Here is a 22,936-nt window from a genome sequence, read left to right on the forward strand (position 1 = left end):
CGTATTTTTGCTATTGTCTCCACAATTAACATCCTTGTTTTCCTCCATGATCTTTTTGACCATGGAGCGTTAACATTGTGGGGTCAATTTTCGACGCTGTTTTCTCTCATAAGGGGGTCATTATTCCACGCTGATTAACATATCGGAAGATTAGCCAAACTCAGAAAGTTGATATTAGAACATTTAAGAGCCTGGCCGCCACTTTCGTCAAGGCCAGCGCTGGGCGTGGTGCAGGAGGCGAAGTATTTGAATAGCTCCTTTTCGTATCCAGTAAACCACAATAAACGGTGTTCCGGAGATCACGAGTTCTTTGGTATCTGAAAGTCGGCCCGGTCTACCAAGGTTAGGGTGGTCACCCAGATATTCTACTGTTTCCTTCACCCTTTCAGCCATCCGCTTTGCCGCACTCGGATTCTCCTGAGCTATATATTCTCCTGCCGAGACGAGGTCGTAAATGGCAGGGGAGGTCCATTCCAATTTACGCATTCTTTCCCCAGGTATTGAGAATAGCCAAGGCCTCTTCATGGCTTTTAATATCACCATTTTTGGCTGCGGCAATTCCTTCCTTGATCGCCTCCACATGCCATTCCTGGACATTGAGAAATTCCTCAATTGCCTGGGCTGCCAGAAATGATTTGGAACGGTGGGTAGATTCTGATAAAGCCGACAGACGTTCGGCAACTTCTGAAGATACTCTCGTGGAAATCAGGGTTGTTTCACTCATGATGCACCTCGATTCATTTTGTATACATTGATATCGAATCTGATGTTATCATGGCCGGCATGAAAATTAAAGGATCTTCCTGCCAATAATGTTGGTAGGAAAAAAATGCCTGATCGCCCCTTTTTCCGGGGGTAATCTCCTTCACCGTAATCTTCCCGATTCCGTCTCCTCATTTTCCTGCCTGCTTCTACGGCGTATGTCGGCAAAATGGCTGCATGTTGTATTTGAGCACAGATCCGCAGTTTCGGGGACACCTTACTCAATTATTTCTGCAGTTCCGGGGCATCTGATGTGTGTGAGTTTGGGCAAGGAATCTACTGTTTAAACAAGAGAAGGAAGGCGGTCTGAGAATTCCGGGTTAATTGACGGTGAAGAGGACGAAAAGGTTCAGGAGGCCGATGATGAATCCCAAAAGGCCGCCGAAGAGGTTGATGTATTTGAACTGTTCCTGCATGATCGACATCAGGAGCCCTTCCAGGCGGAGCAGGTCGAGCGAGTCAACCTTGCGGGTGACGATCTCGCTGATCTTCAGGGACTCGACCAACCCCGGCACTTCTTTCACCAGGATGTCTCCCGCCTGATCCAGGAGGAAGTCGTTGATACTCTCCTGAACCTTGCGCGGCAGAAAATCCTCCAGCCGGCCGATAGGTGTCTGCAACAGCTTGTCGTCGGTCATTTCAATGACCAGCCGGTCAAGAAGCCTTTTGAAATTTTTTGAGCGGGCCAGGGAGAGGATTTCATCCGTCGCCCATTGTTTTGCCTGCGTTGTCCCTTCCGGGCCGAAGACGGCAGTGATCGTATCGGAAAGAGGCAAATCACGCCGGGCGAGTACCGATTCGCGGATGATCCCGTGCAGGGCCCGTGCGGTGGCCGGGTCCCGGAGGACGTTCAGAATCCGTTCGGCAAGCCAGACGCGGCCGCGGTCGATTTTCTCCGGCGGGACATTTTTCAACAGCTCATTTAATGGACGATGAAGGAATTCGTCACCCTTCCGGCGCAGGGTTTGCGCGACCCGGAGCTGGACCTTTTCATCGAACAGCCATTGCGACAGATCGTTCCCCTTCCGGACCAGATACTCCTGAATTTTTTCCTGGATGACCTCCGGCCTGATGAAGTTGCCGACCAGGGCGGCCATCGGCCCGAGCGAGGCGATAAAATTGTCGATCACCCGGCAGATGGCCCCGGCGATCCGGTCACGCATCACCGGTTCCTGGATCATCGCGGCCAGTTTCTGCAACAGGGCCGGGGTTTCGCGCTCCAGGGCATTCAGGGTTTGCTCATACAGATCGGCCGGAACCAGATCGGCGGGCGAACGCCCTTCTTCAAGCAGGGCGGCAAGTTTGTGGTCGAGATAGCCGGTCAGCCATTGTTCCACCTCCGGACTGGAGAGCAGGTCTCCTGCGGTTTCACCGATGAAGAGCATGAATCGGTCGACCATTTCAGGAGGCAGCGCCTGGTCGAGCTTCCCGGCAAGGATTTCATCAAGCCTTTCCGCCAGGGCCCCGGAAAGGCTCCGGGCGAATTCTTCACTGTCCAGATGATTGTGCAGATGCTTCAGGGTGCGCCAGCGCATGATCCTGATCCCGGCCTTGAAGTAGTCCTGAAAGTTCACGGGTACGAGGGAGGGAAGTGGCCCGAGATCGCGGCCGAAGAAATGGCCGACCCTGGTCGAGATCAGGGAGTGCAGTTCTTTTCTGAAAGCTTCCTCTCCCAGGGCCTTCTGGACATCGGTGGCGGTCAGCAGGTGGTCGCCGACCATCCTGCCGATATTCACGGCCAGCTCATGCCTTTTGGACGGGATAACCCCCGGAGTCATCGGAATCCTGATCATGAAAAGATGCCAGGGCTTGAGCGGCCGAAAAAGCATCCGGATGGCGACATAATTGGTCATGTAGCCGATAAAGGCGCCGACCAGGGGCGGGGCGAAATAGGTGTAAAGTGGCGGCATGGGATCAGCGGATGATGATGAGTGAGAAGGTATTGATCATAATTTCAAAGAACTCGGGTTTAGTTTTTAGAAGCCAGGAGCCAGGAGCCAGAAGTCAGGAGCCGGGAGCCGGGAGCCAGGAGCCGGGAGCCAGGAGCCGGGAGCCAGAAGCCAGGAGCCAGGAGCCGGAAGCCAGGAGCCAGGAGCCAGAAGTCAGGAGCCAGGAGCCGGAAGCCAGGAGCCAGGAGCCAGGAGCCAGAAGCCAGAAGCCAGGAGCCAGAAGCCAGGAGCCGGAAGCCAGGAGCCGGAAGTTAAGAGCAACATCCCGCTATCCGCTTTTTAATTCTTAATTCTTCACTCTTCACTCTTAATTTTTAATCACCCGGCCGAGAGTCTCGTCGACTGCCAGGGCCTGTTTCATCCGGGCGGAGAGGAAATCCTCCGAGAGAAATCCGCGACTTTCTTCAATGATATTACAGAGTTCCGCTATGTTTTCATCTTCGGAAAGGTCGAGAACGGCGGTGAGGTTTTTCACAAAATCGCGGACGATCTTGCGCCCGGCGCCCCGGGTGCAGAGGATCTCGCCATAGGTTCGCGGGTTCTGGGCATGGACCCGGCACATGGCAAGTAAACCGTACAGAGAAGTGAGGGTCGAGTGGCCGCCGATCTCATCGGTCGAGATGTTGTTGTCTTTCAGGGCCATCGCCATGGCCATCGAAATAGCGGTCGGCAGTTTCTGGCTGAAACCCATCAGCAGATCATGCTGGACCGGGGTGTCCTTGCAGATGATCGAGCCGTGCTTGTACAGAAACGATTCAAACTCGCTGCAGAGCACCCCGCTTCTCGGGGTTTTGACCACCGACACATTCTTGTCTTTCATGGTCGCGGCTTTCGGGCCCCACAGGTTATGGACCAGCATCACCTCGACCCCTTTGGCGCAGCAGGTAAGAGCGGTATCGAGCGTGTTTTCTGCTTCACCCGCCATGATCACCAGGGCCTGACCGTCTTTCAGGAGCGGGCCGTACTGCTCAATGGTTGCCGGGGTGGCCGAGATCGGCACGCAGATGATCACCACCTCCACCTCGCCGATCATCTCTTCGGGCGTGGTTTTCGTGCTGCGGCCGGTCATGGTGATCGTGTACCCTTCGTTTTCAAGCCGTTCGGCAAACCACTTGCTCATGTCGCCGGTGCCGATGAAGCCGACGTTTGAGATGAGCTTGGTCCGCATGTCGATCCGCGGGAAGCTGCCGAGAATTCTGATCGCCCCGGGCTCCTGGATGATGTGGTTTTCGATCCGTTCCAGCGCGAGCTTGATCTTCTGATCTTCGATATGGCCCTCGGCCTCCATGTAAAAAAGGAGTTCCTGGGTTTTCAGATCACTTTCGGTCCGCATGTCGAGCAGACTGATGCCGCGCCGGGAAAATTCGCCGAGGATATCGTAAAGGAGCCCGACCCGGTCTCGCAATGGTCTGGTGATCATCACCGTGGCATCGTAGCCGGTTGAGGCGGCCGGTTTGCGGCCGAGGATGGCGTATCTGGTCCGGTTGAAGGGGGCCACTTCGCGCTCACGGATCACCAGGCCGTGAGCTTCGAGAACTTTCTCGGGGGCGATCACCCCGCAACCCATCTTCCGTTCCCGGACGATGGCGGCGAGGTCCTGTTCAAGGTTCTGGGTCGCCATGATCGAGGCGTCGGGGAAGCTGTCGGTGAAGAATTCGGAGCATTGTTTCAAAAGATGCGGCTTGCCGATGACCAGGTCGATGGCGGATTTTTCGTCCACTGCGCCGAGGGAAAGGTGGATGGGCATGACCAGGTTGTCCACCCAGCAACCGCTTTCAAGCTGGGCCATGGCCCGCAGGAATTCCTTGTTCTCGCCGTCGCGGGTGTTGTAGGCCGGGATGATCGCCAGGTCTGTCCGGCCCTGGCTGAAGGCGTTGATCATGGCACTGATATGCGGAAAGGAGCGGATCTGGGCCTCAGGGCGGTATCTGCGTGCCGCTTCCCAGTCGAGGGAGCCTTCCGTGCCGAGGGTGGCGATGGTTGTCATTTTTTATTCCGAATGCTTGTTTGGTTATTCTGTCACTTCCAGATCAGTACATATCTAATTAGTTGTTCTGCCGGCGGCGGTCAACTCGTTTGCGAAAAAATATTTCCACATTGTTGTTACCTGTTTTGGAAGAGTGCGGTTAATATTTAATCCCGATAAAAAAGAAGTGTTTATAGCATCGATATTTCCCGAATGTCAAATTCAGGCCTGAAATTTATGTCCCGCAGAAATTCAAGCGCAGAATACGGCACCGTTGCCGAATACATAAAATCCCTGAAGGAATCGCCTGCCTTCGGCTCCCAGGTTGTCCACCATGAAGAGATCGCCGCCCGTCAGGCATTCTTCCGGGAGACCGGCCTGCCGTTGCCGCCCGGGCTTGAGTCCGCCCTGAAAGCGCAAGGGATCAGCCGGCTTTATACCCATCAGGCGCGGGCGGTCGATCTGGTGCGGGCGGGAAAGGACGTGGTGGTCGCAACGCCGACCGCCAGCGGCAAGAGCCTGATCTACAACCTGCCGGTCTTCGCCGGAATCATCGAGGGCAAGCCGGTGAAGGCCCTCTACCTTTTCCCGCTGAAAGCGCTGGCCCAGGACCAGCTCCGGGCGATCGACGAACTCGGGGCATTGTTGCCCGTGGGGACAAAGGTTCCCCGAGGGGCGATCTGCGACGGCGATACTTCCTCGCACCACCGGCGCAAGATCCGCGACAACCCGCCGGACATCCTGATCACCAATCCCGATATGCTCCACCTCTCGATGCTCGGCTATCACGATCGCTGGTCCGGGCTGTGGCAGGGTCTCACCCATGTGATCATCGACGAGGTCCATACCTATCGCGGTATTTTCGGCAGTCACATGGCCTGGGTCCTGCGGCGGCTGGCGAGGATCTGCCGCCATTACGGTTCCGCGCCGGTCTATGTGCTCTCTTCCGCCACCGTCGGCAATCCGGGGGAGCTTGCGGCAAACCTGCTGGGGCGGGAAATCGAGGTGATCACCGAAAGCGGCTCACCTGCCGGCGGGCGGCATTTTCTTTTTCTCGATCCCCGCGAAGGCGCCTCGGGTGCGGTCTGCCAGCTGCTGGAGGCCGCAATCAAAAGGGGATTACGGACCATCGTCTACACCCAGTCCCGGAAGATGACCGAGCTGATCTATGTCTGGACGCGAGCGAGGATCGGGGAGCTGGCTCCGAAGCTCACCTCCTATCGGGCTGGGTTTCTCCCCGAGGAACGGCGCGAGATCGAAGCGAGGTTGAGTGACGGAAGTCTCCTCGGGGTGATCTCAACCAGTGCGCTGGAGCTCGGGATCGATATCGGTGAGCTTGATCTCTGCATCCTGGCGGGGTATCCGGGCTCGGTGATGGCGACCCTGCAGAGGGGCGGGCGGGTGGGGCGGCGGCACCGCGATTCACTGGTTGTGCTGGTCGGCCACGAAGACGCCCTCGATCAGTATTTCATGAGGCACCCGACTGATTTTTTCCGGCGGGAGGTGGAGGCGGCGGTGCTCAATCCGGAAAATACCGAGATCATGAAAAGGCACCTCATCTGCGCTGCGGCCGAGATGCCCTTGCGGGTGGAAAGCAGGATTCTTGACGGAGAGGCGGTACAGAAGGCGGTGGCGGAGCTGCGCGGGGAAGGGCTTCTCCTGCAGAGTGCGGAAGGGAAGATCTGGTACACGGTCAGAAAGTATCCGCACCGGGAGGTTGACCTGCGGGGCAGCGGCCGCTCCCTGGCCATCCGGGTCGATTCCGACAACACCCTGCTCGGCCGGGCCGACTGGGTGAGGTGCCTGAAGGAATGCCATCCGGGTGCGGTCTACCTGCACCGGGGCGCCACCTGGGTCGTCAACTCACTCGATCTTGAAGGGCTCGAGGTCCGGGTTGTCCGGAAGGATGTGAATTACTTCACCCGGCCGATGGCCAATAAAGACACAGAGATCCTCGCCTTTCTGGACCGGGTGAAGATCAGCAGTTCCGGCGACCATGCATTTACCGTCGGCTTCGGGCGTCTGCGGGTGACCGATGAAGTGACCGGCTTTCAGAGAAAACTGGTTCGGGGTCATCAGGTGATCAGCACCGAAAAGCTCGATCTGCCCCCGATCATCTTCGAAACCGAAGGGCTCTGGCTTGAGATCCCGGAGGGGCTTAAGAATGAGATGGAGAATGAACAGCGCCACTTCATGGGCGGCATCCACGCCCTGGAACATGCCCTGATCGGCATTTTCCCGCTGCTGGTCCTCTGTGACCGCAACGACGTGGGCGGCATCGCCTATCCGTGGCATCCACAGCTTCAGAACGGTGCGGTCTTTATCTATGACGGCCATCCGGGCGGGGTCGGCCTCTGCCGCCAGGCTTTTTCAATGATCGGCAAACTGCTTGACAGCGGCCGGGCAACTATTTCCGAATGTCCCTGCGAGGTCGGCTGCCCGTCGTGTGTCCATTCGCCCAAGTGCGGGTCGGGAAACCGGCCCATCGACAAGGCGGCTGCCTTGAGGCTGCTCGACGGACTTCTCGGCACAAACGGGGGTGTTTCCGTTGAACGTTTGGAGCTGCCGGATGGTGGTGAGAGGATTGAGGTTGTCGATGAGCCCGCCATGCCGGTCCGGTACGGGGTGTTCGATGTGGAAACGAGAAGGTCTGCGGCCGAAGTCGGCGGCTGGCATAAGGCGGAGAAAATGGGGGTCAGTATCGTTGTCCTCTATGATTCCGGACCCGATGAGTTCTTTGTCTATCGTGACGATGAGATCGGGGATCTGGTCGCCCGGCTGCAGGAACTTGATCTGGTGATCGGCTTCAACAACAAGCGTTTTGACAACCGGGTCCTCTCGGCCTATACCGCGTTCGATCTGGGTTCGCTGCCGACTCTCGATATCCTGGAGGAGGTGAAAAACCGTCTCGGCTACCGTCTGAGTCTCGATCACCTGGCCGGGCAGACCCTGGGGGTCGAAAAATCGGCCGATGGCCTGATGGCCCTCAAGTGGTACAAGGAGGGAAGGATCGATCTGATCATCGAATACTGCAGAAAAGATGTGGAGATCACCCGCGACATCTATCTTTACGGACTTGAAAATGAATACCTGCTCTTCAAAAACAAGGCGGGCAGCCTGGTCCGCTGCCCGGTGAGGTTCGGAATCGGTGCAGGATAATGAATCTGTTGCTCTCTCAGGCGGGTTTCAGCGCCTCCAGACCTCCTGCAATACGTTCCAATCCGCCCTTTGCAGATGATAGATGCCGCTTAATTCAACCAGCGCCAGCACACTGAAGTAGAACATCGCAAGGTGGATCACGCTGGATTCGGTATCCCAGTTGTCGATATGGAGCGGAGTGTGGAAGACCTGGGTGCCGAAAGCAAATAGGATGGTCCCGGTGAGAACGCGCAGCCACCATGCCGAGGTTGTAAAGGCTCCCCGGGGATCAAGTAACGCTCCAAGGTAGGTCATTCCCGTCAGAAGGAGGTACTGAAGCAGCAGTAACCAGCCCGGGTCCGTGCTCAGCAGCATGAGGCTCATCAGGCCGACGGTGAAAGCAAAGGCAATCTTCAGGCTTGTCGGTTTCGGTCCGCCGGGAGTTGAACACCACGGCAAAAGGATGGCCAGCATAAATCCGGTGCCGAAGGCGTAACCCTCCAGGCGCATCGTTGTGCCGATGCTTTTACGTGAGAAACCGAGAAAATCATCTCCGCCCAGGGCGATGATCCAGATCAGAACGGCAAGAACGGTGAGGGAGCCCCCGGCTGCCAGGCAACTCCAGCGCCCGCGACGCCAGGCGGCAGCGTGAATCTTAGCAGTGAGCAGCATTCTATTCGATTTCATGAAGTTTTATTGGTGCCGGGTGGATTTTTTTTCATCGAAACGGTCAAACAGTAAATGGAAGCCTTAAAATTCCTGTCACAACTTTCCGAGTTTGCTAATCTCCCGATCATAAAGGGTTTCGGCGATTTGTTAATGCATGTGTTCCACAACTAGCCGGAAGCCAGGAGTCAGAAGCCAGGAGAAAAGCGTAAAGCTTAAGTTGAGAAGCTGGCCTGCTCTTACCGATGAGCGAGTATGCGAGAAATCGAGACCTACACCTCTCAAGGGGGTACCGAAGTGAGTCCCCGCAGAGTGAAAAAATCAGTCGTTCTGGCTACTGGCTACTGGCTTCTGAATTCTCATCATGGAATGTCACTACGACTCTGAACCATTTTATAACAGCAAATCAACTTCATAGGACATTTCGGAAAGTTGAGCTCCTGTGATTTCAGCACAAAAAAAACCCGGTTTTGGGTGCCGGGTTTTTGTACGATGATGTTTTTGGCGCTCTGAAAAATTACATCGGGTCGGAAGGCCAGATCAGGGTGTTGAAGATCCAGCCGACCGTGCCGTCTTCGTGTTTGACTTTCAGCCAGTCGCCGTCTTTTTCCACGGCGGTGAAGATCACGCCGTATTTGACGGTGGCCACGGTCTCGTAATTCGTGCCGGCGCCTGCCCTGAGGTTCGCCATCTTCTTTTTGACGATTACGGTTTTGTCAGCGGAAAGAAGATCACTGTGGATCCAGCCCTTGTCACCTTCAAAATCCTGGCACTGGGCCCATTTTCCGTCGTGCTTGATGATTTCCAGCGGGAAACCCTGGAAAACCTCCCACAAGACTTCATCATTGGTCGAGGGCCCGGAGCGGATGTTGACCCCGTCACTTTTCACGCTGGTATATTCTGCCGCCGTCGCTGCAGAGGCCAGAAGAAAAGAAAGACAGATGCCGGTGACGACCATAAGGGATTTCATTCTGAAGGTACGGAAGTTCATTTTGCTTCACCCCGGAATTTGGAATTCATCTGTTCATGATGCGACTGCTTTATCATTCTCAGCGGGCCTGACAATATCTCTCTATATTCCCTTTCAGCATGGCCCGGATGGAATAAGACGATATCATTTACCCGTCGGGAAGTCAACCGGTCAAAGCACCGTTTTACCGCGGGGAGACGCCCCCCGGAATGAAGCAATTTTCCTCTGAAAAAACTTGGGGTCCCCAGTGGTTCAGTCCATGACTTCCATCTCTCTACCGCAGCAGAGAGGAATGTTCTCCCCGGCCTTGACGTTCATGTACTTGTTGCAGGTGGAGCAGTAATAGGTGCAGTCAGCGTCGGAGGTGTGCTCGGTCCAGGTAGTTTTGCCGCCGGGCACTCCTTCGATGGTGAAGCGGGCCAGGTTCTCCTTTACCGGGATATACTCGCCGATCGGTACCAGTTTCTTGTTTTCCTTCATGCAGTCGACGATGACCCGCCAAAGCAATTCGAGATCGGCGGTTTCCTGGGGATTTCCGGGGAGAAATTCGACGACATTCCTGTCTACATTGATTTTCATGATCATTCACCTTGTTTGAGTTTTTATTAACGGTAATTATTCCTGTTTTGAAATATATGTCAATATCTCTCACTGGTATTTTATTTCAGATATAATATTCTATCAGCATATCAAATTGAGCGGTGACGGTTTTTTTCCTTTGTAAGGAACTGCTCAGATCGTGGTATCGTTGTACTGTTTGATTTCGCTGATTTCGACAGGCAATAATTCGAGGCGGAGAGTGGTGGAGAAATGTCTAAAAGACTGGTTCTGATCGGGGGAGGGCATGCCCACATGGTCACCCTGGGCAACCTGAGGAGTTTTGTCGACAAGGGGCATGGCGTGACCGTGATCGGGCCATCCGAATATCATTACTATTCCGGGATGGGGCCGGGCATGCTCGGGATGACCTATACTCCGGATGATATCCGCTTTGCCACGAGGAAGGTGGTGGAAAGACAGGGCGGGGTCTTCATCCTCGATGCCGCCGAGCGGATCGATCCCGTTGCCCGGAAGGTGATTCTCAAATCAGGGGGCACGGTCCCCTACGACGTCCTGTCGGTGAATGCGGGGAGTTATGTGCCGAACAGCCTGATCACCGAGAACCGTGGCGATATCTTCCCGGTAAAGCCCATTGAAAAGCTTCTGATGGCCCGGGAAAGGGTGCTTGAACTCTGCCGGGAGCGGCATATTACAGTCGGTATCGTCGGCGGGGGGCCTTCCTCGGCGGAGATTGCCGGTAACATCCGGCAGCTTATCGAATTGGATGGCGGGTACCAGCCGCAGATCATCATCTTTGCCGGATCATCATTCATGAAACGCTTTCCGGCCGCGGTGAGAAGACGTGTCCGGAACATTCTGCGGCGAAACGGGGTGGAGATCCGTGAGGGGGAATATGTCCGGGAGGTTGAAACCTTCTTCGTAACCCTGGAAAGCGGGGCGCGGGAAGAGGTTGACGTGATCTTTATGGCCGTCGGCGTGAAACCGTCACCGATCTTTGCCGATTCGAAGCTTGCGGTTGGGCCGGATGGCGGCTTGCTGGTCAACGGTTTTCTGCAGGCCAGGGACTACCCGGAAATTTTCGGTGGCGGGGATTGCATTCACTTTGCGGAAAAGCCTCTGGACAAGGTCGGGGTCTACGCGGTACGGGAAAATCCGGTGCTCTTTCACAATCTGACGGCGGCAATGGAGGGAGGAGCGTTGCAGGCGTTCGATCCCGGCGGTGCATACCTGTTGATCTTCAACGTCGGCAACGGCGAGGGGGTGCTGCATAAATACTTCATCACCTTTGGCGGCAAACTGGCCTTTACGATCAAGGACTATATCGACCGGAAGTTCATGCGTCTTTTTCAGGCCATGGAGAAATGAGTGCGGGATGCCCGGAAGTCTCCGGTGCCGAATTTGTTTTCTTTTGACTCAACTTTCTGCGTCAGGTTGATCTCCAGATCATAAAGGGGTTTTGGCGATTTTTTGGTGCCTGTATCCCGCAAGAAGGCAGAAGCCAGGAGAAAAGTATTAAAATCAGTCATTCTGGATTCTGGCTACTGGCTTCTGAATTCACATCATGGAACGCCACTATGGCTATGAACCATTTTATGACAGCAAATCAACACCATAAGACAAGTCGGAAAGTTGAGTTTTGATTATCATTCCGGCTTCTGACTCCTGGCTTCTGTCTTCCCATATCCGGCAGGTCGAAGTTCATTCCTGCCCACAATCATCCGGGTGCGTTTATTCCGCCGGTATGAGCCTGATCGGGCCGAAGCAGGCCGAGGCGGATTCCCCGGTGTTGTCGGTATCGGTCATGATGGCCACCGCGCCGGCCCGTGGCGGCTGGTATCCGAAATGTTTGATGAAATCCTCACGGATGTTCATCCGATAGTGCTGCCAGGTGCCAAGGTTCTTGTTGCCGCTATCGACGGCGATCATCACAGCATTTCCGGTATAACTGCTTTTGATGGCCGACCCTTTTCCCAGACGGTTTGCCCAGATGTAGTTGAGCGCTCTTGTGTTCCAGAAGAAAAGGGCGGGAAAGACCACATAGACCCGGGCGGCATAATCATCGCCCGCTTTGGTCCTGGCGTCTCCTTTACTGAGGATGTTGTCCACCTGCCAGCTCCAGCTCAGGACCGGGTATTCCTCGGGGTCGAAATCAATCTTGTAGAACATCCCGGAAGCGGAGTTATTGGCCGCGGCCTCAAGGCAGGGAACATTGTCCCTAGCCCCGACCCGGTAAGATGTTTCGCCCTTGAAGATCTTTGGTTCCCAACCGGCGCTAATGCCGTTACTGAAATCATCGATCAGGACAGGTTCAGCAGCGGCTGCCTGATGGAGAGAACCCGACAGGGAGAGCATGAGGGAAGTAAGAACCAGAAGAGGGGACGACGGTATTGTTCTCAAATTTTTTCCCGGAGTAAAAAAAGTTTTTCGGATAATGTGAAGGAACGATTATCATAACTTGATCATGGATTTATAATTCAATAAAAAACCGGATGTCTCAAGATAATTAATCATATGGTTTCAAATTATGAAGCTTAAGAAGTCGATGTTTACCATAGTATTTTTTCTCCTGGCGGCATCCTTTATCCCGACGGTGATTTTTGCCGAAGACGTTGTTTCTGAAGTACTTCTCGTTATTCAGCCAGATGAAATTCTGGCCTTCTCCAGTCTGAAAAATAACTGGGTGTCGGAAAGCCTGGGACACAACGAAAAGGTATTGAAAAAGGGAGCGAATGGCAATGTGGCTGTGGTCGTGACCAATAAACGATTGCTGGGGTTCAGTGCTTTAACCAACGAGTGGAGAAAAGAGAACCTCGGATTTAATGAGCTGATAGATGAAATTCAAGTTGATGGCAATGCGGCATCGGTTGTAACCGTTCGGAGAATATTTGGCTTTAATGCCCATACTGGAGACTGGCTGGAAGCAAAGTAATCAAAAGGGCATCTGCCATACTTTCAAGGAATGGGGCTGCCCTACTGCAACCTGGCCGAAATGAAAAAACCGCGAGGAAGCAATGCAAACTGGGAAGATTGACAGCTGGCTGAAAAATTCACCCCTTCTGCGTGGTCTGGAAGAGGCCGTGGTCGATGAGGTCCGATGTTTTGCCGAGAATCAGCTGGACCGGATCCAGGAGCTGGTCAAGATCGGGATGGCCCTTTCCGCCGAGAAGAATCTCGACCGGCTGCTGGAAATGATCGTCAGCGAAGCACGCCGTTTCACCAACGCCGACGGCGGCGCCCTCTATATCAAAACGGAAGATGATCATCTGGAGTTCAAAATCGTCCAGAATGATTCACTGGATTTGCGGATGGGGGGGACGGGTGAGCGGATCAGCTGGCCGCCGGTGCCATTGAAAGGGCCCGAGGGGATTGAGAACCACCGCAATGTTTCCGCCCACTGCGCCTTGATGGGAAAGCCCGTTAACATCGACGATGTGTACCGCGCCGATTTTGATTTTCAGGGGACGCGCGATTTTGATGCCACCACCGGATATCACTCAAAATCGATGCTCCTGATCCCGATGCGGGACCATGAAGATGAAGTGATCGGGGTGCTCCAGCTTCTGAATGCCCGGAACCGGGAAAGCGGAGAGGTGGAGAGTTTTGACGATCATGAGATTGCCGATATCACAAGCCTTGCGTCACAGGCGGCCATCGCCATCACCAACGTCAGGCTGGTTGGTGAGCTCGAAAACCTGTTAAACGCATTTTTACGGGCCATCGCCGCAGCCATTGACGAGAAATCCCCTTATACCGCCGGTCATGTTTCACGGGTCGCCGAACTCACAACCCTGATTGCCAGAGAAATCAACCGGGATGAGTCTGGGCATTTTTCAGGAGTCAGTTTCTCTGATGATGAACTGGCTGAATTGAAAATGGCCGCCTGGATGCATGATGTCGGCAAGGTGACCACCCCGGAGTATGTAGTCGACAAGGCCACCAAGCTGCAGACCATTTTCGACCGGATCGGTCTGGTGGAGGCGAGGATAGAGATCCTGAAGAGAGAAGCGGAGATCGGAAAACTTAAAGCACAGCTGGCGGATCGGGGTGGGGCATATGAACCGCCCGCTGAAGACCTTAACAGACTCGATGGGATTCTGTCATTTCTAAGCAAAGTGAATATCGGTGGAGAATTTCTGCCGGATGACAAGATCCGGATGATTGAGGAGCTTACAAACCACCATTACGGAGCAGAAGGGAGCAGGAAACCCCTGCTGACCGCAGAGGAGGTGGAAAATCTTTCCATTCGTAAAGGCACTCTCAACAAGTCCGAACGGGCGATCATCAACAACCACGTCAGCCTGACCATTAAAATGCTGGAAAAGCTTCCATTCCCGAAAAAGCTCGCCAGAGTTCCGGATTACGCCGGTATGCATCATGAGAAGATGGATGGAACAGGCTATCCGAAAGGGCTGAAAGGAGATGAAATCCCGGTCCAGTCGAGGATTCTCGCCGTTTCAGATGTTTTTGAGGCGCTGACTGCGGCAGATCGGCCCTACAAACCCGGGAAAAAGCTGTCGGAGTCCATGAAAATCCTTGGGTTTATGGTGAAGGATAATCATCTTGATGAAGAAATTTGTGATCTTCTGGTCCGGTCGGGGCTGGTGCAGTATTATGGCTGCCGGAACCTTTCGGAAAGACAGCGTGATGATTTCGACTGGAAGGGCGAGAAAATCAGGATCGACTGCTCCCGTGATAAAAAGGAATGCCTCAAAGACCGCAACTGATTTTGATGCCCGCAGCGGTGGTGAGTCCGGTTTGCAGGGGTGTAATCCGGCTGTTTTTTTCAGGTCAGGGTGAAGCAGACCAGATACTCCTGGTTGCCTTTAGGGCCCTGAATCGGCGAAGGAATTGAACCTTTGCAGGCAAGGCCGATCGTTTGACCGAATGTTTCAATTTTCCTGACCATCTCATTGCGCAGTTCCTCATCCCTGACCACTCCGCCTTTGCCGACCAACCCTTTTCCAACTTCAAACTGTGGCTTGACCAGCGCGATGATCATGCCATGTTTGTCCAGCAGACGTTTAGCCGGTTCGAGAAGGATTTCCAGCGAGATGAAGGAAGCATCGATCACCGCCAGGTCGAAAAGGGCCGGGAAATCACCCGGGGTGAGATGGCGGGCGTTGGTCCTTTCCATCGCTACCACTCGCTCGTCTTGCCGGAGTTTCCAGGCCAGTTGGCCGTAGCCGACGTCAATCGCCCATACTTTAGCCGCTCCACGCTGGAGCAGGCAGTCGGTAAAACCGCCGGTGGAGGCGCCGAAATCTATGCAGGTGAACCCTTTCAGGTCGATCTGAAAATAATCAAGGCCCGCCTCAAGTTTCAATCCTCCTCTGCTGACATAAGGATTGATGCTGCCCCTGACCTCAATTTCAGCGTTGATTTGAAACTGGCTTCCAACCTTGTCGGCCCGCTGGCCGTTGACGAAAACCTGGCCGGCGAGGATCAGGGCCTGCGCCTTCTGTCGGCTTTCGGCCAGATTCCGTTCGACAAGCAATTTATCCAGTCGGATTTTCAATTTACTGACAATCAGCTTTTCTGATCGTCTCGCAGAGGTCGTCGGCGATGGAGTGGATCAAGGTTTCATTGGCGCCTTCTACCATGACCCTGATCACCGGCTCGGTTCCTGAAGGTCGCACCAGAATCCGGCCCCGGCGGCCCAGTTTTCTCTCGTGGGCCGTTACCTGTTCGGCAAAGCCCTTGATGCTTTCGGGGACAATCCGGCGACTGGTCCGGACATTTTTGAGGGTCTGGGGGAAGAGTTCTATGATCCCGGCCAGTTCGGAGAGGGGCTTTTCTCTCTTGATCATGATTGCCAGGACCTGCAGCGCAGCGAGAATGCCGTCACCGGTGGTGTTGTGATCGAGAAAGATCAGATGGCCCGACTGTTCACCGCCGAAACAGTAGTCGTTTTTTCGCATTTCTTCGACAACATAGCGGTCTCCGACATTGGTTCTGACAAGTTTCGCCCCGATATCGGTCATTGCCACCTCCAGGCCGAGATTGCTCATGACCGTCGCCACCAGGGTTTTTTTGCGTAACTTGCGGCGAATCATCAGATCGGAGGCGCAAAGAGCCATGATCTGGTCGCCATCGACGATTTCACCCTTCTCGTCGACAACGATCAGGCGGTCGCCGTCACCATCAAGGGCAATGCCGATATCGGCATTGAGCTCTCTTACCTTCTCGGCCATCAACTGCGGGTAGAGAGCACCGCACTCATCGTTGATATTTCTGCCGTTCGGAGTCACGCCGATGGCGGTAACCTTGGCCCCGAGTTCCTCGAAAACATGGGGGGCCACGCCGTAGGTTGCCCCGTGGGCACAATCAAGGACAATGTGAAAACCGTCCAGGGTGTAATTCTTGGGAAAGGTGTTTTTCAGAAAGACGATATAGCGCCCCCGGGCATCATCGATTCTGGTAGCGCGGCCGATCTCTTCAGCAACAGGCCGCAGGGCGGCCATCTTCTGGGAGAAAATGAGATCTTCGATCTCTTCTTCGAGGCGATCCGGGAGCTTGAAGCCGTCGCGGGAGAAGATCTTGATCCCGTTATCCTGGAAGGGGTTGTGCGAGGCGGAGATCACAACCCCGGCATCGGCCCGCATGCCGGTAGTGATAAAGGCGATGCCCGGTGTCGGCAGCGGGCCGACTAAGAGTACATCGACGCCCATCGAACAGATGCCCGAGGCGAGTGCATTTTCGATCATATACCCGGAAAGCCTGGTGTCTTTGCCGATTACGATCCGGTGGCCATGCTTCATGTCCTTGACGAGAAAGGCAATCCCCCGGCCGACCTGCATTGCGATTTCCGTGGTCATCGGGAAGATGTTGGCAACCCCCCGGATACCGTCTGTGCCGAATAATCTGCGCATTATTTGTCCGGGCCGTTCCGGATAATCACCCGGACCGGTTCCGGTTTTCTTTTCAGCAGTGGTTTCGGTTCGCTGATATTGATGGTAATCGCGGGCGGGATCACCTCTACGATTTTGACATCTTCCAGAGGATGCGTCACCATGACCGGGAGGAGGTGTTTTCCCGGCGGCAGATTAGCGGCTTCAATGGATGCGGTAAACTGGTCGCCCTGCGGAATTGTTTTTCGCATGCTGTAGGGGACATCTATTTTCGCGGAAACGGATTGTGGTTCAAGGCGATAAGTGGTTCGTTCCATCTCGTGGTTGAACTGGATCGGAATATTGGTGGCTTCGCTCGGCAACCGTTTCTCCCTGAGGATGACGCTGACGCTGATCACCGTCTCGCCGACGCGCTCGGCGATCTCGGGTTTGATGTCGAGGGTGACCTGTTTGGTCAGGTTCGATTTCAGCCCGTTGATGTTCACAGGTTGGGTGGAAAGGAAAATCTCGTCGCCGATAATCGCCGCCGGCGCGGCAACACTTAAGGTTGAAGGTTCGGTCACCACCGAGGCTACCTCGTAACCCTGATCCGGCTGCCCCTGGATAACCGGTTTGATCGGCAGCTCTTTATCCAGCATGCGGTCGATGAGCAGGGTCAGGTTGGCCGGCTGGATCCGCAGGACCTTGATCCCACGGGGGAATTTGATGGAGTCTTCCTTGTTCTGGATGGTCCGGTTCCCCGGTTGGGCCGCCGACAGATCGACCGGCCTGGTGATCCGCTGGGTCTCAAGGCCCCGGACCATGCCGCGCGGGCCGTTGACCGTGACCTCCAGCTGTTTCTTGAACTGGTTGGAAATGACCAGGTTCTGGGGCAGGTTGATGATCTCCAGCGGAACCTGGACGGTCATGTCCACCTTGTCGGCGCCGACCACGAAATACCAGAGCAGAATCGCAAAGAACAGGGAGACCAGTTTGAGGATCCAGTCCTTCGGCCAGCTCCAGATCTCGGGGAAGCGGAGTCTTGAGGTTATCTGTTTATCCAGCTTTTCCATAAATTCTTTTGATATTCCTGGGGAACAAAAATGGCTTCAAGCCTGTTTCGCAATGTTGATTCGTCGAGGTCGGAGGTGATGGCTCCATGCTGCACTAAAGAAATATGTCCGGTTTCCTCGGAGACGACAACGATCACGGCATCGGTCTCCTCGGAAAGGCCGATCGCCGCTCGGTGCCGGGTCCCCAGCCTTTTGCTGATATACGGGTTTTTGGTGAGCGGCAGAACGCACCCCGCAGTGAGAATCCGTCCGTTTCTGACGACTACTCCGCCGTCATGGAGCGGTGATTCATGATGAAACAGGCTGACCAGGAGTTCCCGGCTCAGGATGCTGTCGAGCCGGTGTCCTGATTCCAGATAGTCCTTGAGCCCGGTCTCCCTCTCAAGAACAATCAGGGCGCCGGTTCTTTTTCTGGCCATATAGGTTGCCGCTCCGACCACTTCTTCCATGGAGTGAACGGTGTCTTCGTAATTTTTGGTGAAAGGGGTCTGCCCGACCTGGGTGAGGGCGCGTCGGATATCGCGCTGAAAAATAATGATGATGATCAGGAATATGGAACTGAGAAAAGTGTTCAGAAGCCAGTAAAGAGTCAGGAACTCAAAAACTCTGGCGCAGAAGTATGCAATGATAATGATGCCTATGCCGGCCAGCATCTGCGCAGCCCGGGTTCCCCGGATAATCAGAAGCACCCGGTAAACTATAAACCAGACGATCATGATATCCAGTATGTCCTGAACGCGCAGTGATCGGAGAATTTCAAACATATGCTGAGTCGGCCATCCTAAAAATAATCTAAAGGTAAGCAGGTCTTACCGGAACGAAAAAAAATCTTCTGCCCGTTATTGCGGGAAATTATGGCTTCTGAGGTCTCCCGGGCTGAAGCCTGAAGCCATTCATCCGGAGAGAAGATGGAGCCGCCGCCGGACGATCGGGATGCGCATTAAATTGCAGGCAGATTATAAATATATATACTGGAAAAAGGTTGTAAGGCAAGGGTAAACCTCTGATTTCTTAAAAAAAAATCAGAATTCAAGCTCTTGCATTCATCCATTGGCGAGGTGATTTTTTTTATGCGATCACTCGCTCTTAATGTCCATGATGATTCAGTTGAGCAACATTTTTTTTGCTCGTACGAAACTTATATCCGTAGGGTGAAAGTCGCTTGACATTTGTTGACAATTCATTTAATTTCGCTCTCTTTCGTTGTGTTTATTTCCCGTTGGAAGGGTGCTGAATGGTCGCAGCCGAGGTTCAGCAACAAGATAAATAGTTGATATCATTAAGTTAAACAGGAGTTTGGTTTTGGCTAATCATAAATCTGCCTTGAAAAGGCAACGTCAGAGTCTGGTCCGTCGTGAAAACAACAGGGCGATGAAATCCAGAGTAAAGAAAGCAATCAAGGCGATTAATTCCGCGGTTGAACAGAACCAGGTTGACGCTGCGCGCGCCGCCCTCGCCGTCGCCGTGCCGGTGATTGCCAAAGCCGGCAAAGGGACCATTCACAAAAAGAACGCCTCCCGGAGCATTTCCAGGCTGACCAGGCGGGTCAACGCAATTTCCCAGTAAGGTTCCACCAGGTGGCAACCGCTCTTTCCGAGACGCTGTTAAAGTTGCCCTGTCGCCAGGTTTGACCTTTACCGGGAACACCGGACGATGTATATGAATTTTTCCATGCCAGAAGCCATGATAAGGGAGTTCCCTTGCCATGGCTTTTTCTTTTTTCCCCGTCATCCATCTACAGGGTTGCATCATGCATCAACCAGCGCAGTCGGTTTTTAGAAAACTTGCCGGCGAAGCGGGTCTTGTTCCCGTCTACCGTGAGATTGTCGCCGACCTTGACACACCCCTGACGGTTTTTGCCAAGATCGCCGGAAATGAATCCCATGCCTTCCTCTTTGAAAGCCTAGAGGGGGGTGAAAAATGGGGGCGTTATTCTTTTGTGGGCTTTGATCCGCTGGTTATCTTCGAGAGCGCCGGGGACCAGGTCCGGGTGAAAAGAAACGGCCAGGTTGAGGAGATGGCCGGAAATCCCCTTGATCTGCTGCAGGAGTTGCTAGAAACGTACCAGGTGAGCGCTCAGGCTGAATTTCTGCCAAGGTTCTACGGCGGTGCGGTGGGTTTTCTCGGCTATGACATGATCCGGTTCATGGAAAAAATACCTGAAATCAGCCGGACTCTGTCCGGTTTTCCCGACAGCTCTTTCATGATCCCGAGGATCGTTCTGATCTATGATAACTTGAAACAGTCCCTGACCATCGTTAACTGTGTTGAGGTTGATCGGGAGGAGGGGTTTGACGATCAGTATCTGGCCGCAGTTGCCAGAATTGATGCGATCATCGCCCGGCTGCATGCGCCGGTTTCGGTGCCTCCGGAACAAGGGGGACCGGTGAGCCACGAGTTTTCCTCAAACATGAGTGAGGACTCTTTTCACGAGATGGTGGTCAAGGCCAAGGAATACATCCTGGCCGGCGACATCATTCAGGTGGTGCTGTCCCAGAGGTTCCATGCGGTAACCGAACTGCCGCCTTTCCGCCTTTACCGAGCCCTCCGGCATATCAATCCCAGCCCCTATCTGTTCTTCCTGAAACAGGGAGACCTGGTGCATATCGGATCATCCCCGGAGATCCTTGTCCGGCTTGAACAGGGTGAAATTGAGTTGCGGCCGATTGCCGGCACCAGACCGCGCGGCGCGACCGCTGAAGAGGACCGCCGCCTTGAACAAGAACTTCTCGCCGACCCCAAGGAACGGGCGGAACACCTGATGCTGGTTGATCTCGGCCGGAACGATACCGGCCGGGTAGCCGGACACGGTCAGGTGGAGACCCGCGACCTGATGGTGGTTGAGCGATACAGCCATGTGATGCATATTGTTTCCGGAGTCCATGGCCGGATCGCCGAGGGCAAAGACCAGTTTGACGTGATCAGGGCCTGTTTTCCCGCCGGTACGGTCAGCGGGGCGCCGAAGATCAGGGCAATGGAGATTATTGAAGAGCTTGAGCCGGAACGACGCGGCCCTTACGCCGGTGCGGTTGGATATTTCGGTTTTTCCGGGAATATGGATTTCTGTATCACGATCAGGACTTTTATTCTCAAGGGGAAGGATCTTTGGATCCAAGCGGGAGCCGGGATTGTTGCCGATTCCGACCCCCGGTCCGAATACCAGGAAACCATCAATAAATCCATGGGATTGCGCCGGGCGGTAGAGCTTGCCGAAAAGTGGACGGATATTACCGGAGCGGGCTGAAACTTATGATAGTGATCATCGATAATTACGATTCTTTTACCTACAACATCGTACAGACCATCGGCGGGCTCGGCGCCAGGATGGAGATCTTCAGGAATGACCAGGTCGGTATTGAACATCTCGCCTCGCTTGCTCCCGACCGGATTCTCATCTCCCCCGGTCCCTGCACTCCGGCCAAGGCCGGTATTTCCATCGAGACCATCAGGCATTTCGCGGGCAAAATCCCGATCCTCGGCGTCTGCCTCGGGCATCAGTCCATTGGTGAGGCCTTTGGCGGCAACACGGTCCGTGCCGGGCGGTTGATGCATGGGAAGACCAGCCCGGTGAGCCATGACGGCAAAGGCGTTTTCACCGGGCTGCCGTCGCCGTTTGACGCGATGCGCTATCATTCGCTGGTGATTGACCGGGCGACGCTGCCGGATTGTCTTGAAGTCACCGCGGTCTCCGATCAGGATGAGCTGATGGGGGTCCGGCACAAGACTCTGGCCGTTGAGGGCGTCCAGTTCCACCCGGAATCGATCATGACACCCGAAGGCGTCCGGTTGTTGAAGAATTTTATTTCTCCAGAATATGAGAAAATGCTCAGATAAGTGCGGAGGAAAGATGATTAAAGAAGCGATTGCCAAAGTCGTCACCGGAACCGATCTTGATGAGAATGAGATGGTGGCGGTGATGGATGAGATCATGAGCGGGGAGTGCACCCAGGCCCAGATCGGGTCCTTCATCACCGGCCTGCGGATGAAAGGCGAAACCATCGATGAGATTGTCGGGGCGGCCAAGGTCATGTGCGACAAGGCGTCCAGGGTTGAGGTGAAGGTGGCGGGTGAGGTGCTGGTCGATACCTGCGGCACCGGGGGTGACGGTTCCGGCACCTTTAATGTGTCGACTGCTTCGGCCTTCGTTGTCGCCGGCGCGGGGATCCCGGTGGCCAAGCACGGCAACCGCTCCGTTTCCAGCCATTGCGGCAGCGCAGATGTTCTGGAGGCGCTGGGCGTCGATCTTGCGCTCACCCCGGAAGAGGTCGGTGAATGCATCAGCCGGATTGGAATCGGTTTCATGTTCGCGCCGGTCATGCATGCGGCGATGAAGCACGCCATCGGGCCACGCCGGGAGATAGGTATCAGGACGGTTTTCAATATTCTCGGGCCGCTTACCAATCCCGCCGGGGCCAATGTTCAGGTGATGGGGGTGTTCGATCCCGGTCTCACCGAGAAGCTCGCGGCGGTACTGGGCAGACTCGGAGCGAGAAGGGCCCTGGTTGTCTGCGGTGAAGGCAACATGGATGAGATCACGATTACCGGGTCAACCAGGGTTTCTGAATGGCTTGACGGTTCGGTCAGAAATTACACGGTAACCCCGGAGGAAGTCGGTCTCTCAAGGGCAACAGTCGCTGACATCAAAGGGGAGGAGAACGCAGCGGATGCGGCGGCCCATATTCGCCGGATTGTCGGCGGGGAAGAGGGGCCATGCCTGGATATGGTCCTGATGAATGCCGGAGCCGCCATCATGGCTGCCGGCAGGAGCGCTGATCTCAAGTCAGGGATCACCCTCGCCCGGCAGACAGTGTTGAGCGGCGCGGCCCTGGCCAGAATGGATGCCCTGATAACGTTTGGGAAGAGTTGAGATTTTATAACTCAATTTTCCGACTTGTCTTATGGTGTCGATTTGCTGTCGTAAAATAGTTCAGAGTCATAGTGGTAGTCCATGATGAGAAGTCAGAAACCAGTAGTCAGAATGACTGATTTTAAAGCTTTTCTCCTGGCTTCTGACTTCTGGATTC

General features: G+C 54.6%; 21 protein-coding genes. 8 read left to right on the forward strand and 13 right to left on the reverse strand.

Annotation, left to right across the window (positions count from 1 at the left end):
* Positions 1-207 precede the first annotated feature (207 nt).
* The 4 genes from KKG35_16325 to KKG35_16340 form a co-directional block, all read right to left on the reverse strand.
* Positions 208-486 (reverse strand): type II toxin-antitoxin system RelE/ParE family toxin, encoded by a 279-nt coding sequence (locus KKG35_16325; protein ID MBU1739695.1) that lies wholly within the window; start codon positions 484-486, stop codon positions 208-210.
* A complete protein-coding gene (locus KKG35_16330) occupies positions 479-724 on the reverse strand; it encodes a CopG family ribbon-helix-helix protein (protein ID MBU1739696.1) in 246 nt (81 codons plus the stop codon). The genes KKG35_16325 and KKG35_16330 overlap by 8 nt, the downstream gene beginning before the upstream one ends.
* Positions 725-1,082: 358 nt before the next feature.
* Entirely contained in the window at positions 1,083-2,672 is a 1,590-nt protein-coding gene (locus KKG35_16335) for a DUF445 family protein (GenBank protein ID MBU1739697.1), read from the reverse strand.
* A gap of 346 nt (positions 2,673-3,018) precedes the next feature.
* Positions 3,019-4,698, reverse strand: a complete 1,680-nt coding sequence (locus tag KKG35_16340; GenBank protein MBU1739698.1) for a prephenate dehydrogenase/arogenate dehydrogenase family protein — start codon at positions 4,696-4,698, stop codon at positions 3,019-3,021.
* Between the two features lie 216 nt (positions 4,699-4,914).
* Between KKG35_16340 and KKG35_16345 the strand changes: the two genes are divergently transcribed.
* Positions 4,915-7,836 (forward strand): DEAD/DEAH box helicase, encoded by a 2,922-nt coding sequence (locus KKG35_16345; protein MBU1739699.1) that lies wholly within the window; start codon positions 4,915-4,917, stop codon positions 7,834-7,836.
* A 27-nt stretch (positions 7,837-7,863) separates the two neighbouring features.
* Here the strand turns inward: KKG35_16345 and KKG35_16350 are convergent, their stop codons facing one another.
* The 3 genes from KKG35_16350 to KKG35_16360 form a co-directional block, all read right to left on the reverse strand.
* On the reverse strand, positions 7,864-8,487 hold the full coding sequence (locus KKG35_16350) for a hypothetical protein (protein MBU1739700.1): 624 nt from the start codon (positions 8,485-8,487) through the stop codon (positions 7,864-7,866).
* Positions 8,488-8,998: 511 nt separating this feature from the next.
* Entirely contained in the window at positions 8,999-9,472 is a 474-nt protein-coding gene (locus KKG35_16355; GenBank protein MBU1739701.1) for an SH3 domain-containing protein, read from the reverse strand.
* 231 nt (positions 9,473-9,703) lie between these two features.
* Positions 9,704-10,030, reverse strand: coding sequence for a hypothetical protein (locus KKG35_16360; GenBank protein MBU1739702.1), 327 nt, complete (start codon positions 10,028-10,030; stop codon positions 9,704-9,706).
* Between the two features lie 231 nt (positions 10,031-10,261).
* Here KKG35_16360 and KKG35_16365 point away from each other — a divergent pair, with 231 nt between their 5' ends.
* Positions 10,262-11,377, forward strand: a complete 1,116-nt coding sequence (locus KKG35_16365; GenBank protein MBU1739703.1) for an FAD-dependent oxidoreductase — start codon at positions 10,262-10,264, stop codon at positions 11,375-11,377.
* Here KKG35_16365 and KKG35_16370 read toward each other — a convergent pair.
* Positions 11,359-11,538, reverse strand: a complete 180-nt coding sequence (locus tag KKG35_16370; GenBank protein ID MBU1739704.1) for a hypothetical protein — start codon at positions 11,536-11,538, stop codon at positions 11,359-11,361. The genes KKG35_16365 and KKG35_16370 overlap by 19 nt on opposite strands.
* A 202-nt stretch (positions 11,539-11,740) precedes the next feature.
* On the reverse strand, positions 11,741-12,409 hold the full coding sequence (locus KKG35_16375; GenBank protein ID MBU1739705.1) for a DUF3047 domain-containing protein: 669 nt from the start codon (positions 12,407-12,409) through the stop codon (positions 11,741-11,743).
* A 127-nt stretch (positions 12,410-12,536) separates the two neighbouring features.
* Between KKG35_16375 and KKG35_16380 the strand changes: the two genes are divergently transcribed.
* Positions 12,537-12,941, forward strand: coding sequence for a hypothetical protein (locus tag KKG35_16380; GenBank protein MBU1739706.1), 405 nt, complete (start codon positions 12,537-12,539; stop codon positions 12,939-12,941).
* A gap of 82 nt (positions 12,942-13,023) precedes the next feature.
* The gene (locus KKG35_16385; GenBank protein ID MBU1739707.1) at positions 13,024-14,736 is read left to right on the forward strand and encodes a GAF domain-containing protein; all 1,713 of its coding nucleotides are present in this window, start codon (positions 13,024-13,026) and stop codon (positions 14,734-14,736) included.
* Positions 14,737-14,795: 59 nt separating this feature from the next.
* Here KKG35_16385 and KKG35_16390 read toward each other — a convergent pair whose 3' ends face one another.
* The 4 genes from KKG35_16390 to cdaA are packed head-to-tail and all read right to left on the reverse strand — an operon-like array spanning position 14,796 to position 18,676.
* Positions 14,796-15,527: a TlyA family RNA methyltransferase gene (locus tag KKG35_16390; GenBank protein ID MBU1739708.1), complete on the reverse strand. Its 732-nt coding sequence runs from the start codon at positions 15,525-15,527 to the stop codon at positions 14,796-14,798.
* 1 nt (position 15,528) lies between these two features.
* Positions 15,529-16,881, reverse strand: a complete 1,353-nt coding sequence (locus KKG35_16395; GenBank protein ID MBU1739709.1) for a phosphoglucosamine mutase — start codon at positions 16,879-16,881, stop codon at positions 15,529-15,531.
* On the reverse strand, positions 16,881-17,912 hold the full coding sequence (locus KKG35_16400) for a YbbR-like domain-containing protein (GenBank protein MBU1739710.1): 1,032 nt from the start codon (positions 17,910-17,912) through the stop codon (positions 16,881-16,883). Before KKG35_16400 ends, KKG35_16395 begins: the two co-directional genes overlap by 1 nt.
* Positions 17,888-18,676: a diadenylate cyclase CdaA gene (cdaA, locus tag KKG35_16405; GenBank protein ID MBU1739711.1), complete on the reverse strand. Its 789-nt coding sequence runs from the start codon at positions 18,674-18,676 to the stop codon at positions 17,888-17,890. The genes KKG35_16400 and cdaA overlap by 25 nt, the downstream gene beginning before the upstream one ends.
* Positions 18,677-19,214: 538 nt before the next feature.
* On the opposite strand from cdaA, the gene rpsT reads away from it, so the two are divergent.
* From rpsT to trpD, 4 genes are all read left to right on the forward strand, one after another.
* Entirely contained in the window at positions 19,215-19,478 is a 264-nt protein-coding gene (gene rpsT, locus KKG35_16410) for a 30S ribosomal protein S20 (protein MBU1739712.1), read from the forward strand.
* A gap of 184 nt (positions 19,479-19,662) precedes the next feature.
* Entirely contained in the window at positions 19,663-21,156 is a 1,494-nt protein-coding gene (gene trpE, locus KKG35_16415; protein ID MBU1739713.1) for an anthranilate synthase component I, read from the forward strand.
* A 5-nt stretch (positions 21,157-21,161) separates the two neighbouring features.
* On the forward strand, positions 21,162-21,746 hold the full coding sequence (locus tag KKG35_16420) for an aminodeoxychorismate/anthranilate synthase component II (GenBank protein MBU1739714.1): 585 nt from the start codon (positions 21,162-21,164) through the stop codon (positions 21,744-21,746).
* Between the two features lie 13 nt (positions 21,747-21,759).
* Complete coding sequence (gene trpD, locus KKG35_16425; GenBank protein ID MBU1739715.1) at positions 21,760-22,779, forward strand: anthranilate phosphoribosyltransferase; 1,020 nt, start codon at positions 21,760-21,762, stop codon at positions 22,777-22,779.
* Positions 22,780-22,936: the final 157 nt, after the last annotated feature.

It is taken from the genome of Pseudomonadota bacterium, assembly GCA_018823285.1.
Classification (GTDB): domain Bacteria; phylum Desulfobacterota; class Desulfobulbia; order Desulfobulbales; family JAGXFP01; genus JAHJIQ01.